Here is a 12601-nt window from a genome sequence, read left to right on the forward strand (position 1 = left end):
ACAGCGGAGTAGCCCGGATAAGGCGCAGCGCGCCGCCATCCGGGTGACTTGTGCGGCAAAAGCGGCGGGGATTAGCCTTCGTTTTCCGCCAGTTCGCGCAGATACTGGAAGATCAGGCGCGCGGATTTCGGCGGTTTGTTGCCTTCTTTCTCTTTCTTCGCATTGCGGATCAGGGAACGCAGCTGCTGACGGTCAGCATCTGGCCACAGGTTCAGCACTTCAGCTACGGCGTCATCCCCGTCGTCAATCAGTCGGTCACGAATCTGCTCCAGCTTGTGGAACAGCGCAACCTGCTGGTTGTGGCGGTTTTTTAGCTTATCCAGCGCCTGACGAATCGGATCGACATCGCGATTGCGCAGCATCTTACCGATAAGCTGCAGCTGGCGGCGGCGACCCTCTTTTTTGATTCGCTGGGCGAGTTCGATGGCGTCGCGCAGGTCAGTATCCAGCGGAATTTTATCCAGCGCGTTTTTCCCCAGGTCAACGAGTTCAGCGCCAAGACGCTTCAGTTCTTCAGCGTCGCGCTTAATTTCACTCTTACTGACCCAGATAATTTCATCGTCTTCATCCTCGATATCATCACCGGGAACGTCGTCGAGCCAGTCTTCGGGCTGCTTTGTCATCTCAGGCTCCTTAAAAAAAGAGGCTAATGTTACCAGTTAAGGCGCGCACTGAAAAACGGTTCTCTGTTAGACTTCAGTTAACTCCTTCTTACATTATGGCATTAGCAATGAAAGTGATCTCTCAAGTTGCCCAGCAACGTAAGACGCTGGAAGAGGCCGTGACCACGGCGCTGGAACTGGCGGCAGGTAAATCCGATGGCGCAGAAGTCTCCGTCAGCAAAACGACAGGCATCGGCGTCAGCACCCGCTATGGCGAAGTGGAGAATGTAGAATTCAATAGCGATGGGGCGTTAGGCATCACGGTTTACCACCAGAACCGCAAGGGCAGCGCCTCTTCCACCGATCTCAGCCCGGACGCCATCGCCCGTACCGTGCAGGCGGCGTTGGATATCGCACGCTATACCTCCCCGGACCCGTTTGCCGGTGTGGCCGATAAAGAGCTGCTGGCCTTTGACGCTCCGGATCTGGACCTGTTCCACCCGGCGGAGGTCTCCCCGGACGACGCCATTGAACTGGCCGCCCGCGCGGAGCAAGCGGCGCTGAAGGCCGATAAACGCATCACCAACACCGAAGGCGGCAGCTTTAACAGCCACTATGGCATCAAAGTGTTCGGCAACAGCCATGGCATGCTGCAAAGCTACTGCTCGACTCGCCATTCGCTCTCCAGCTGCGTCATTGCGGAAGATGACGGCGATATGGAACGCGACTACGCCTACACCATTGGCCGGGCAATCGAGGATCTGCAATCCCCGGAATGGGTCGGGGAAGAGTGCGCCCGCCGCACCCTGTCGCGCCTGGCGCCGCGTAAGCTGTCGACCATGAAGGCGCCGGTGATTTTCGCCAACGAAGTGGCGACCGGGCTGTTTGGCCACCTGGTCGGAGCGATTGCCGGTGGTTCGGTATACCGCAAATCCACCTTCCTGCTCGATTCGCTGGGCAAACAAATTTTGCCGGAGTGGCTGACCATTGAAGAGCATCCGCACCTGCTGAAAGGGCTGGCCTCCACGCCGTTCGACAGCGAAGGCGTGCGCACCGAGCGTCGCGATATCGTCAAAGATGGCGTACTGACCCAGTGGCTGCTGACCAACTACTCCGCCCGCAAGCTGGGGATGAAAAGCACCGGCCACGCCGGGGGCATCCATAACTGGCGCATTAACGGCCGCGGCCTGAGTTTTGCAAAGATGCTTAAAGAGATGGGCACCGGTCTTGTGGTTACCGAACTGATGGGGCAGGGTGTTAGTGGCGTCACCGGCGACTACTCACGCGGCGCATCCGGCTTCTGGGTAGAAAATGGCGAAATTCAATATCCTGTCAGTGAGATCACCATTGCAGGAAATCTGAAAGAAATGTGGCGTAATATCGTGACCATTGGCGATGATATTGAAACGCGCAGCAACATTCAGTGTGGTTCTGTGCTGCTGCCGGAGATGAAAATCGCCGGACAATAACACCTGTTTGCTTAAATAATAAAAAGGAAGTGAGCAATGCGTAAAAAACTGTTAGCGATGCTGGCTGTCTCTGCTTTTGCGCTCGGTTCAGCGTCGGCCTTCGCCGACCTGGGCGAAGACATGGACACTCTGGCAGAAAACCTGCAAGTGGTACAGAAAACCTCTGACGCCGGCGAGCTGAAAGCGGCGCTGAATAAGATGCGTACCGCCGCGGTTGATGCCCAGAAAGAGACCCCGCCGAAGCTGGAAGGCAAAGCGGCCGACAGCGCTGAGATGAAAGATTACCGTCACGGTCTGGATATTCTGATCGGCCAGATCGACGGCGCGCTGAAGCTGGCGAATGAAGGCAAGGTGAAAGAGGCGCAGGCCGCCGCGGAGGAGTTTAAAACCACCCGCAACACCTACCATAAGAAGTACCGCTAACTGTTCTTTTCGGGAGGCATCAGCCGATGTCTCCCGCCTGAAAACCTACCTGTATCACATTTTTCCCTTTTCTTTTTCCGCCCTTTCCGCAGCCGCGGGCGGCTCATTCGCGCGCATTGTTGTGATACGTCTCACGCCATAATTGCTGTTTTTTCATTTTTCCAGTGAATATGTGGTGTCGATCACGCCTGCCGTCTCCCTTTCCACTTCGAAGTGGAAAACAACTCGCTACAAACTCCCACCCCCCGGCGCTACTTTGATTCCCAGAGACATCAGCGGGGTATCAGAAGTGAATAACGGAGCGGTAATACACGACGTAGGGGAGCAGGCAGCGCAGACCGAACGCCTGGCTGACAAGATGCTGCAGCAGGTTTTTGCCCTGTTAAGCCGTCACGGCATCGTCCCTAACGACGTTCAGGAGCAAATGCTGACTTCCCACGTGCGGGCGATGGCCCACCGGTCAATCAGCGGCGAACCGCTGCCGGAAGTGGATGCCAGCCTGTTCGAAGAGATTTCACCAGATTCAATGACGTTGGCCCGCGAAGTGGTCGCGCAGTTCGGCAACCTGCCTGATGAAGAGGCCTGGCTGCTCTCCGTCCACTTCGAAGTCGCAAAAGAAAACCTGTAAGGAGCAAAACATGGAACAAATCACCGTAGTTATTGGCGACCGTCTGGGTAAAGGCCAAAAGGTCGCCGCAGGCGCAGAGAAAGCCGGCGCACGCGCAGTGGTCGTCCCTGGCGTTGCTGCCGACATGAAGCTTGGCGACATGATGAAAGCGGAAAACGCCACCTTCGGCATCTCTTTCTGCGGCAGCGGCGGCGCCGGCGCCATCACCGCCCAGACCAAATACGGCTACAAAGCGAAATACGGCATGCGTTCTGTTGAAGAGGGCGTCACCGCCATCAACGAAGGCTGCAACGTGCTGGGCTTCGGCTTTATGGATAAAGAAGAGCTGGGTGAGCGCCTGGTAGAAGCCTGGAAAAAGAAATACGGCGCATAAGTATGAAAGAGCAATTCACCACCACGGTGAGGGTTGCCGGCAAAGGCGAAAGCAAATCACGGGCCTTCGCCGATGCCCTGAACCATGTGCAGGCTGCGGTGATGAAAACCTCATCGCACATTCTGCTGCGTATTGAGCCACAGGACGTGACGGTTGTTCATGCGCGCGAAGCGGTACGAAAAGAGGCCTTCCTGTTTTTCTTTTTGCGCCGTGAACGACGGACCTACAGCGTGGAGCTGGACGTCACCGTCAACGTGACCGCCATCGATCTCGATAAAGTGGATTTCGTCACGCAAACCTGATTGTTAGCAAAGGGTCTGACTATGTTCCTGATAATTTTAATAAAATCGCTTATCATCGGCGGCCTGGTCGGCGTCGGCGTGGGCGCCGGAGCGGCACGCATGTTTCATGCCCCTACCACCCAGGGGATGGGGGCGTTTCGAACCCTGGGCGAGCTAAACTCCTGTGAGGGCGATCCGGCTTCCCACTTCTCCTTTGGCCTCGGTTTCTTCTTTAACGCCTGGGCCTCTTCCGTTGCAGCAGGCTCCTTCACCCAGGATGTTGACCACCGCATTATCCCCAACTGGGGCGCGGCGGCGCTGATGCTGAAAAATCGTAACGTCGGCGAAACGCTGCACGATCCGAAAAAAATGGCCATCTCCTGCGGCATCATCGGCATGATTGTCGTCGCCTTCCTCAACCTTACCGCCTCGTCCGTACCGGAAGCGCTGCAGGTGACCGCGGTTAAGGTACTGGTGCCGGCGGCAAACCTGCTGGTGAACACCGTGATGCCGGTGATCTTCTGGCTGGCGGCGATCGACGCCGGTAAAAAATCAGGCTTCTGGGCGACCATCTTCGGCGGCGCGGCGCAGCTGATTATGGGCAACGCCGTACCGGGGCTGGTGCTGGGTATTCTGATCGGCAAAGGCGTTGAAGAGAGCGGCTGGAACCGGGTCACCAAAGTGATGATGGTGGCCATTGTCGCCCTGTTCGTCCTCAGCGGCTTCTTCCGCGGCTTCGACATGAAGATGATCGAATCCTTCCATCTGACCGTGCCGAACTGGCTGGACATGATCCACAACTCACTCAGCGGCAAATAACGGGAGCCTGATAATGGAACAGAATAAAGGTTTTTGGTATGCCGACTGGTCGTTCCCGATCTTCGTTGGCCTGCTCTCCTCCGGCGTCTTCGCCGGGACCCACATGTACTACCTGTACGGCATCGGCGCCTTTAACGAAGTCGCCTTCGTGGCGATGCTGAAGTCGGGGATTGATACCGGCGTTTACGGCGCGGTGGCGGCGTTTGGCGCCAGCTTCCTGTTCGCCCGCATCATCGAAGGGTCGCTGGTGGGGATCCTCGATATCGGCGGCGCTATTCAGACCGGGATCGGTCTTGGCGTCCCGGCGCTGCTGCTCGGCGCGGGCTTTGTCTTCCCGGTGGCGAACTTCGCCGCCTCGCTGGCAACCGGCCTGATCCTCGGCCTGGCGGTGGGCTACATCATCATTCTGGCGCGTAAGTTCACCATCAACCAGAGCGACTCCACCTACGGCGCCGACGTGATGATGGGCGCAGGTAACGCCTCCGGCCGCTTCCTGGGGCCGTTGATTATCCTCAGCGCAATGACCGCCTCGATTCCTATCGGGATCGGCTCGCTGGTTGGCGCACTGCTGTTCTACATCTGGCAGAAACCGATCACCGGTGGCGCCATCCTCGGCGCGATGATCCTTGGCTCGATCTTCCCGGTGGCGATTAGCTAATCGCCCGATGGCGCTGCGCTTATCGGGCCTACAGGTCAGCGCGATGTGTAGGCCGGATAAGGCGGTACGCCGCCATCCGGCAACAGATTCACTCTTTCATCAGGAGATAGCTATGTTTGATTTACTCCTGCGCCGCGCGCGCCTCGTCGACGATACCCTGACTGATATCGCCATTCAGGACGGGAAAATCGCGGCGCTGGGCGAGATTAGCGCGCCCTCCCGTAAAACCATCGATCTGCAGGGCAACAGCTACGTCAGCGCCGGCTGGATTGACTCCCACGTTCACTGCTACCCAAATTCGCCGATATATCACGATGAGCCGGACAGCGTTGGCATCGCCACCGGCGTCACCACCGTGATTGATGCTGGCAGCACCGGCGCCGACGATGTGGACGACTTCTACCAGTTAACCCGCAAAGCGGTGACGGAAGTCTATGCCCTGCTCAATATCTCCCGCGTCGGGCTGATTGCCCAGAACGAACTGGCCAATTTGGCCAATATCGACGCCGAGGCGGTGAAGCAGGCGGTGCAGCGCCATCCCGACTTTATCGTCGGCCTGAAGGCGCGGATGAGCAGCAGCGTGGTGGGCGAAAACGGCATTACGCCGCTGGCGCGCGCCAAGACTATGCAGCAGGAAAACGGCGATCTGCCGCTGATGGTACACATCGGCAATAATCCGCCGAACCTCGATGAAATTGCCGAGCTGTTGAGTCGCGGCGACATCATTACCCACTGCTATAACGGCAAGCCGAACCGCATTCTGAATCCTGCCGGCGAACTGCGCAGTTCGATTACCCGCGCCCTGCACCGCGGCGTGCGCCTTGACGTCGGCCACGGTACCGCCAGCTTCAGCTTTGAAGTGGCGCGCCGGGCGATTGCGCTGGGCATTCTGCCGCACACCATCAGCTCGGATATTTACTGCCGCAACCGCATCGACGGCCCGGTACGTTCGCTGGCGCTGGTGATGTCGAAATTCCTCGCTATCGGCATGACCCTGCCGCAGGTGATTGACTGCGTGACCGTCAGCGCCGCCGAGGGGCTGCGCCTGTCGCGTAAAGGGCGGCTGGAAGTGGGTTTCGACGCCGATCTAACGCTATTTCGCCTGGAGCGCCAGCCAACGCTGCTGGTGGATGCCGAAAAAGAGAGCCTCCAGGCAGACAACATTCTGGTGCCGCTGGCCGCGATCCGCGCGGGCAAAGGCTATCTGACCGAACAAGGGAGCGCGGAACATGCCTTCGATTTTTGAAAAATACCTTTTAAAACAAGTAATTAACACTTCCGGCCGGATGACGGCGCTGGGCGTCTCCACGCCGCGCCCGGAAGTGGTGGAAGCCGCGATGGCCGGTATGAACCAGTACTTTGAAATGAAAGACCTGGTGAATAAGACCGGCGAGTACATCGCCAGGCTGCTGGACGTGGAAGGGGCGACCGTGGTCTCCTGCGCGTCGGCAGGGATTGCCCAGTCGGTGGCGGCGGTGCTGGTGAAAGACAGCGACTGGCTGCTGGAGAACCTGCACGTTACGCCGATAGAGAATAACGAAATCGTCCTGCCGAAGGGCCACAACGTCAACTTCGGCGCGCCGGTCGGCACCATGGTGGCGCTGGGCGGCGGTAAGCTGGTGGAAGCGGGCTACGCCAACGAATGCTCTGCCGAACAGCTGGCGGCGGCGATCACCCCGCGCACCGCGGCGATCCTCTACATCAAATCCCACCACTGCGTGCAGAAAAGCATGCTCAACGTCGCGCAGGCCGCGGAAGTAGCGCGTCAGCATCATTTACCGCTGATCGTCGACGCGGCGGCGGAGGAAGATCTGCAGTGCTACTACCGCATGGGCGCCGACCTGGTTATCTACAGCGGCGCGAAAGCGATTGAAGGGCCGACCAGCGGGCTGGTGATCGGCAAAACGCAGTACGTTGAGTGGGTTAAACGCCAGTCGATGGGCATTGGCCGGGCGATGAAAGTGGGTAAAGAGGGGATCCTCGGCCTGACCTGCGCCATTGAACACTACCTGACGGCGAGCAAAGAGAGCGGTGAGGAGATGGTGACGAAGATGACGCCGTTTATCGAACAGCTCAACACCCTCGACGGCGTTTCTGCCCGTGTGGTATGGGACAGCGCCGGCCGCGATATCGCCCGCGCCGAAATCAAATTCGACGAAGCGGTGACCGGCGTGAAGACCGGCGATCTGGTTAACGCGCTGAAGCAAGGCGAATACGCCATCTACTTCCGCGGCTATAAAGCGAATGAAGGCATTATCGAAGCCGATGTCCGCAGCGTTAACGCACAGCAGCTGGCGGTGGTCGCCCGTCGCATCGCGGAAGTTCTGCACAAGGAGAAACAAGCATGAAACTGACCCCAAACTTTTACCGTGACCGCGTGTGCCTGAACGTCCTGGCGGGCAGCAAAGACAACGCTCGGGAAATCTACGACGCGGCGGAAGGTCATGTCCTGGTCGGCGTGCTCTCCAAAAATTACCCGGACGTCGCCAGCGCGGTGGCCGATATGCGCGACTACGCGAAGCTGATTGATAACGCCCTCTCCGTCGGGCTGGGCGCGGGGGATCCGAATCAGTCGGCGATGGTGAGCGAGATTTCTCGCCAGGTGCAGCCGCAGCACGTCAACCAGGTCTTCACCGGCGTGGCCACCAGCCGCGCGCTGCTCGGGCAGAACGAGACGGTGGTCAACGGCCTGGTCTCGCCCACCGGCACCCCGGGGATGGTGAAGATCTCCACCGGCCCGCTGAGCAGCGGCGCGGCGGATGGGATTGTGCCGCTGGAAACCGCCATCGCGCTGTTAAAAGATATGGGCGGCAGCTCCATCAAATACTTCCCGATGGGCGGCCTGAAGCACCGCGACGAGTTCGAAGCAGTGGCCAAAGCCTGCGCCGCGCACGATTTCTGGCTGGAGCCGACCGGCGGTATCGATCTGGAAAACTACAGCGCGATCCTGAAGATCGCCCTCGATGCCGGGGTGAGCAAAATCATCCCGCATATCTACAGCTCGATTATCGATAAGGCCAGCGGCAACACCCGCCCGGCCGATGTTCGCCAGCTGCTGGAGATGACCAAACAGTTAGTGAAGTAGTGCCCTTGCCCCTCACCCATCAAAGGATGAGGGGCAACTGATCCCACCGAACCATCAAGGAGTTACCATGCCAACCGCTCGTCACCTGCTTGTTGCTTCACTGTCTTTGCTTGCCGCCGGCGCCGCCGCGCAAACCCACTACGCCTGGATTGGCACCTATAATCCCAATGGCGAAGGTCTGTACCGCTTTACCGTTGATGGCCACACCGGCGCGCTGCGGGACAAGGCGCTGGTGAGCTCGCTGGCGAATGTCGCGCAGCTGACCGTCTCGCGCGATGGCAAAACGCTATATGCCGCCAGCGAGGTGGAGAAAGGCGTGGTGCAGGCGTGGCGCATTGAGAAGAACGGTGAGCTGACCGCACTCAATCAGGTCGCCTCCGGCGGCGCCGGGCCGGTTTATCTCTCCCTGACGCCAAACGGTAAACAGCTGCTGGTGGCCAACTACGTCAGCGGCAGCATCGCCGTGCTACCGGTCAAAGAAGATGGTAGCCTGGGTGAGGCGGTGGACAGGCATCAGGATGAAGGCCCGGCAGGGGCCGAACGCCCGGCGGCGGCCGTCGAGGGCAGTTTCGCCATCAGCGATCACAATGGCCCGCACGCCCATATGATCGCCGCCGATCCCAGCGGAAAATACGTTTACTCTACCGATCTGGGGCTGGATCGGATCTATCAGTACCGGCTGGATAGCGCCAGCGGCAAGCTGACGCCGAACGATCCGCCATTTATCGCCGCTTCGTCGCCGGGCGCCGGCCCGCGCCACTTCGTCTTTACGCCAAAGGGCGACGGCCTGTGGCTGATTAACGAAGAAGCGTCGACGCTGACCTTCTATCATCTGGAGCAGCAAAGCGGTCTGCTGCGCGAAGGCAAAACCGTCTCCGCGCTGCCGAAAGAGTATAAGGGCACCAGCTTTGCCGCCGGTCTGGCGCTGAGCAACGACGGCAAACAGCTATACGTCGCCAACCGTCTGCATAACAGCATCGCCCACTTTACGGTGCAGGCCGATGGCCGCCTGAGCCACCAGGAGGATATCTGGACGCGCGGAGATTACCCCCGCACGCTGACCCTGGATACTCAGGGGCAGTGGCTGTACGTCATGAACCAGCGTAGCGATAATATTACCCGCTTCAGCGTGGCGCCGAAGGATGGCAAATTGACCTTTGTCTCAGACTACACGCCGGTCGGCAGCCCATCGCAGATGGTGATATCCGCCCAACCCTGAGCCGTAACCACAAGGAACTGACATGCGATTTCCCAACCAACGCTTAGCGCAACTCTTCACCCTGCTGCGGAATGAAACGCTGCCGCAGGATGAGCTGGCGCAACGCCTGTCGGTTTCCACCCGTACCGTGCGCGCCGATATTACCGCCCTGAATGCGCTACTGGCGCAGTATGGCGCGCAGTTTATCCTCAACCGCGGCAGCGGTTATCAGCTGAAAATTGATAACCCGGCGAGCTTTCAGACGCTGGAGGAGGCGTCGCCGAAGGCGCAGCATGTCCCGCGTACCGCCCAGGATCGCATCACGTTTCTGCTGGTGCGTTTTCTGACGTCGGCGTTCTCCATCAAGCTGGAAGACCTGGCGGATGAGTGGTTCGTCAGCCGCGCCACGCTGCAGAACGATATGGTCGAGGTGCGCGAGCGCTTCCAGCGCTATCAGCTCACCCTTGAAACCCGCCCGCGCCACGGTATGAAGCTGTTTGGCAGCGAGGTATCGGTTCGCGCCTGCCTCACCGACCTGCTGTGGGAGCTGGCCCAGCAGGGCGGTATCGCGCCGCCGATCGGCGCCGAGGCCTTTGCCGCGGAGGTGCCAGCGCTGCTGGAGCCCGTGCTGCAGGAGACGCTAACCCGGCACCATATTCGCCTCACCGACGTCGGCGAGCGCTTTATCTGCCTGTACGGGGCGGTGGTGGTGCGCCGCGTCAGCGAAGGCTACCCGCTGGCGGATTTCAGTGCTGAAGATGTGGCGCAGAACGTCCGTGATGCCGCGCGCGATCTGGCGGGCGAACTGCAGCGGCTGGCCGGTAAACCTTTATCGCCCGCGGAAGAAGAGTGGCTGTGCGTGCATATCGCTGCCCGTCAGGTACAGGACGTGGACCCGGAAACCATCAGCGCCGACGATGACGAAGCGCTGGTCAACTACATCCTGCGCTACATCAACAGCCAGTATAACTACAATCTGCTGGACGATGCCCAGCTGCACGCCGATCTGTTGACCCACATAAAGACCATGATCACCCGCGTACGCTACCAGATCATGATCCCCAATCCGCTGCTGGATAACATCAAACAGCACTACCCGATGGCCTGGGATATGACCCTCGCCGCGGTCTCCAGCTGGGGCAAATACACGCCTTATACCATTAGCGAAAACGAAATCGGTTTTCTGGTGCTGCATATCGGCGTCGGGCTGGAGCGCCACTACAACATCGGCTACCAGCGTCAGCCGCAGGTGCTGCTGGTGTGTGATACCAGCAATGCGATGGTGCGGATGATTGAGGCGATCCTGCAGCGCAAATATCCGCAGCTGGAGATCGCCGCCACTATTTCCCAGCGCGAGTACGAACAGCGGGACGCGATCGAGGAGGATTTTGTTATCTCCACGGTGCGGATCAGCGAAAAAGACAAGCCGGTAGTGACCATCGCGCCGTTCCCCACTGACTATCAACTGGATCAGATCGGCAAGCTGGTGCTGGTGGACCGCACCCGTCCGTGGATGCTGAATAAGTACTTCGATGCCGCCCATTTCCGGGTGATCGACACGCCGATGGATCAGCAAACGCTATTCGCCGAACTGTGTCAGCAGCTGCTGGAGGAAGGCTTCGTCGATGCGGAGTTTCATGCTTCGGTGGTGGAGCGTGAAGCGATCGTCAGCACCATGCTCGGCGACGGTATTGCGCTACCGCACTCCCTGGGTCTGCTGGCGAAAAAGACGGTGGTCTATACCGTTATCGCTCCGCAGGGCATCGCCTGGGGGGACGAAACCGCCCATATCATCTTCCTGCTCGCTATCAGCAAGCGCGAGTATGAAGAGGCGATGGCGATCTACGATATTTTCGTGACTTTCCTGCGCGAGCGCGCCATGAGCCGCCTCGCCACGACCCGCAGCTTCGATGAGTTTAAAACGGTGGCGATGGAATGCGTCAGTCGGTTTTGAGAGGCGTTTTCCAGATTCGAGTGTAATTCAAATGTAATGCTATAATGCATTACAAAATATCCCTTTCTGGAGGCATAATGGCCACGCTCAACGTTCGACTGGATGATAAACTCAAAAAAGAGGCTTATGCCGTGCTGGAGAAACTCGATATGACGCCAACGGAGGCGGTACGCCTGCTGTTTCAATACATTGCGGAAAATGGCCGCATGCCGGTGAAAAGTATGACCATCAGCGATGGCGAAGCGGCGTTGTTACGCACCGTTCGCGAGCGGCTGGAAAACCCACGGCCGGGGGTTAAGGTGAGTCTGGATGACCTATGAACTGGAGTTTGATCCACGAGCCTGGCGCGAATGGCAGCTTGGCGAGACGGTCAAAAAACAGTTCAAAAATAAGCTCCAGCAGATTGTGCAGAATCCGCGAATTGAGTCGGCCAGGCTGAGCGATTTGCCGGATTGCTACAAAATCAAGCTTAAGGCGTCAGGTTATCGGCTGGTGTATCAAGTACGAGATAGGGTGGTGGTGGTTTACGTTATTGCCATTGGCAAAAGAGAGAAAGCGGCCGTTTATCATCAGGCGAATAAACGGCTCTAAACGCTATCGCAAATGATGCACGACCTGGTTGCTGCTGCCGCGCCAGATCAGCGCCGGGTCTTTTAAATCCTGCACAAACTTACCGTCGACCAGCACGTTGATCAGGTTCACCACCTGCATCTGCGCCTCATTCAGCTCTTCCAGCTTATAGCCGGTCCAGACCCAGATATCTTTGCCGGGGCATTCGGCGCGCACGCGCTGAACCAGCTTTAAGATCTCCGCGACGTTCTGTGGATGCAGCGGATCGCCGCCGGAGAGCGAAATCCCCTGGCGCTTGATGCGGGTGTCGTTGAGGTCGGCGATGATGCGGTCGGCCATCTCGGTCGTGAAGGGCATGCCGGAATTCACCCTCCAGGTGCTTTTGTTGTAGCAGCCCGGGCACTCATGGACGCAGCCGGAGACAAACAGGGTGCAGCGGGTGCCGGGGCCGTTGACAATATCTACCGGGTAGTACTGATGGTAATTCATTGTTTCCTCTTCTCATTTGCCGCTGCAGCGGCGTTGGCTGCGCTCGCTCGCC

Annotated in this window: 16 protein-coding genes; 14 read left to right on the forward strand and 2 right to left on the reverse strand. The window is 58.7% G+C overall.

Annotation, left to right across the window (positions count from 1 at the left end):
• Window positions 1-71: 71 nt before the first annotated feature.
• Entirely contained in the window at window positions 72-623 is a 552-nt protein-coding gene (gene yjgA, locus CE636_RS17570; protein WP_004206498.1) for a ribosome biogenesis factor YjgA, read from the reverse strand.
• Window positions 624-718: 95 nt separating this feature from the next.
• On the opposite strand from yjgA, the gene pmbA reads away from it, so the two are divergent.
• From pmbA to CE636_RS17640, 14 genes are all read left to right on the forward strand, one after another.
• Window positions 719-2071, forward strand: coding sequence for a metalloprotease PmbA (gene pmbA, locus CE636_RS17575; protein WP_017900576.1), 1353 nt, complete (start codon window positions 719-721; stop codon window positions 2069-2071).
• 36 nt (window positions 2072-2107) lie between these two features.
• Window positions 2108-2494 (forward strand): cytochrome b562, encoded by a 387-nt coding sequence (gene cybC / locus CE636_RS17580; RefSeq protein ID WP_002886893.1) that lies wholly within the window; start codon window positions 2108-2110, stop codon window positions 2492-2494.
• A gap of 289 nt (window positions 2495-2783) precedes the next feature.
• Entirely contained in the window at window positions 2784-3122 is a 339-nt protein-coding gene (locus CE636_RS17585; protein WP_004206500.1) for a PRD domain-containing protein, read from the forward strand.
• Window positions 3123-3132: 10 nt separating this feature from the next.
• Complete coding sequence (locus tag CE636_RS17590) at window positions 3133-3495, forward strand: SFCGS family glycine-rich protein (RefSeq protein WP_004206501.1); 363 nt, start codon at window positions 3133-3135, stop codon at window positions 3493-3495.
• Between the two features lie 2 nt (window positions 3496-3497).
• Window positions 3498-3797 carry a DUF4312 family protein gene (locus CE636_RS17595; RefSeq protein ID WP_004206503.1) on the forward strand — a complete coding sequence of 100 codons (300 nt, stop codon included), beginning with the start codon at window positions 3498-3500 and terminating at the stop codon, window positions 3795-3797.
• Between the two features lie 21 nt (window positions 3798-3818).
• Window positions 3819-4595, forward strand: coding sequence for a DUF4311 domain-containing protein (locus tag CE636_RS17600; RefSeq protein ID WP_002886897.1), 777 nt, complete (start codon window positions 3819-3821; stop codon window positions 4593-4595).
• A gap of 13 nt (window positions 4596-4608) precedes the next feature.
• A complete protein-coding gene (locus CE636_RS17605) occupies window positions 4609-5253 on the forward strand; it encodes a DUF4310 family protein (protein ID WP_004206504.1) in 645 nt (214 codons plus the stop codon).
• A gap of 112 nt (window positions 5254-5365) precedes the next feature.
• Entirely contained in the window at window positions 5366-6499 is a 1134-nt protein-coding gene (locus CE636_RS17610) for an amidohydrolase/deacetylase family metallohydrolase (protein ID WP_004206505.1), read from the forward strand.
• The gene (locus CE636_RS17615; RefSeq protein ID WP_017900575.1) at window positions 6483-7601 is read left to right on the forward strand and encodes a DgaE family pyridoxal phosphate-dependent ammonia lyase; all 1119 of its coding nucleotides are present in this window, start codon (window positions 6483-6485) and stop codon (window positions 7599-7601) included. Before CE636_RS17610 ends, CE636_RS17615 begins: the two co-directional genes overlap by 17 nt.
• Window positions 7598-8338 carry a 2-dehydro-3-deoxy-phosphogluconate aldolase gene (gene dagF, locus CE636_RS17620; RefSeq protein WP_017900574.1) on the forward strand — a complete coding sequence of 247 codons (741 nt, stop codon included), beginning with the start codon at window positions 7598-7600 and terminating at the stop codon, window positions 8336-8338. The genes CE636_RS17615 and dagF overlap by 4 nt, the downstream gene beginning before the upstream one ends.
• Before the next feature lie 67 nt (window positions 8339-8405).
• Window positions 8406-9557, forward strand: coding sequence for a lactonase family protein (locus tag CE636_RS17625; RefSeq protein ID WP_017900573.1), 1152 nt, complete (start codon window positions 8406-8408; stop codon window positions 9555-9557).
• Between the two features lie 22 nt (window positions 9558-9579).
• The gene (locus CE636_RS17630; protein ID WP_017900572.1) at window positions 9580-11490 is read left to right on the forward strand and encodes a BglG family transcription antiterminator; all 1911 of its coding nucleotides are present in this window, start codon (window positions 9580-9582) and stop codon (window positions 11488-11490) included.
• 77 nt (window positions 11491-11567) lie between these two features.
• Complete coding sequence (locus CE636_RS17635) at window positions 11568-11810, forward strand: type II toxin-antitoxin system RelB/DinJ family antitoxin (protein WP_002886901.1); 243 nt, start codon at window positions 11568-11570, stop codon at window positions 11808-11810.
• Window positions 11800-12081, forward strand: a complete 282-nt coding sequence (locus CE636_RS17640; RefSeq protein ID WP_017900571.1) for a type II toxin-antitoxin system RelE family toxin — start codon at window positions 11800-11802, stop codon at window positions 12079-12081. Before CE636_RS17635 ends, CE636_RS17640 begins: the two co-directional genes overlap by 11 nt.
• A 3-nt stretch (window positions 12082-12084) precedes the next feature.
• On the opposite strand, the gene nrdG is transcribed toward CE636_RS17640, so the two are convergent.
• Window positions 12085-12549 (reverse strand): anaerobic ribonucleoside-triphosphate reductase-activating protein, encoded by a 465-nt coding sequence (gene nrdG, locus CE636_RS17645; RefSeq protein ID WP_004206512.1) that lies wholly within the window; start codon window positions 12547-12549, stop codon window positions 12085-12087.
• Between the last annotated feature and the right edge of the window lie 52 nt (window positions 12550-12601).

The organism is Klebsiella sp. LY, assembly GCF_004010915.1.
Taxonomy (GTDB): Bacteria; Pseudomonadota; Gammaproteobacteria; order Enterobacterales; family Enterobacteriaceae; genus Klebsiella; species Klebsiella quasipneumoniae.

Bases quoted from the DNA above. Each gene is read 5' to 3' on its own strand.
- CE636_RS17610 (WP_004206505.1), top strand. From the start codon at position 5,366: ATGTTTGATTTACTCCTGCGCCGCGCGCGCCTCGTCGACGATACCCTG.
- pmbA (WP_017900576.1), top strand. From the start codon at position 719: ATGGCATTAGCAATGAAAGTGATCTCTCAAGTTGCCCAGCAACGTAAG.
- CE636_RS17640 (WP_017900571.1), top strand. From the start codon at position 11,800: ATGACCTATGAACTGGAGTTTGATCCACGAGCCTGGCGCGAATGGCAG.
- CE636_RS17595 (WP_004206503.1), top strand. From the start codon at position 3,498: ATGAAAGAGCAATTCACCACCACGGTGAGGGTTGCCGGCAAAGGCGAA.
- nrdG (WP_004206512.1), bottom strand. From the start codon at position 12,549: ATGAATTACCATCAGTACTACCCGGTAGATATTGTCAACGGCCCCGGC.
- yjgA (WP_004206498.1), bottom strand. From the start codon at position 623: ATGACAAAGCAGCCCGAAGACTGGCTCGACGACGTTCCCGGTGATGAT.
- cybC (WP_002886893.1), top strand. From the start codon at position 2,108: ATGCGTAAAAAACTGTTAGCGATGCTGGCTGTCTCTGCTTTTGCGCTC.
- CE636_RS17625 (WP_017900573.1), top strand. From the start codon at position 8,406: ATGCCAACCGCTCGTCACCTGCTTGTTGCTTCACTGTCTTTGCTTGCC.
- dagF (WP_017900574.1), top strand. From the start codon at position 7,598: ATGAAACTGACCCCAAACTTTTACCGTGACCGCGTGTGCCTGAACGTC.
- CE636_RS17615 (WP_017900575.1), top strand. From the start codon at position 6,483: ATGCCTTCGATTTTTGAAAAATACCTTTTAAAACAAGTAATTAACACT.
- CE636_RS17605 (WP_004206504.1), top strand. From the start codon at position 4,609: ATGGAACAGAATAAAGGTTTTTGGTATGCCGACTGGTCGTTCCCGATC.
- CE636_RS17635 (WP_002886901.1), top strand. From the start codon at position 11,568: ATGGCCACGCTCAACGTTCGACTGGATGATAAACTCAAAAAAGAGGCT.
- CE636_RS17590 (WP_004206501.1), top strand. From the start codon at position 3,133: ATGGAACAAATCACCGTAGTTATTGGCGACCGTCTGGGTAAAGGCCAA.
- CE636_RS17600 (WP_002886897.1), top strand. From the start codon at position 3,819: ATGTTCCTGATAATTTTAATAAAATCGCTTATCATCGGCGGCCTGGTC.
- CE636_RS17630 (WP_017900572.1), top strand. From the start codon at position 9,580: ATGCGATTTCCCAACCAACGCTTAGCGCAACTCTTCACCCTGCTGCGG.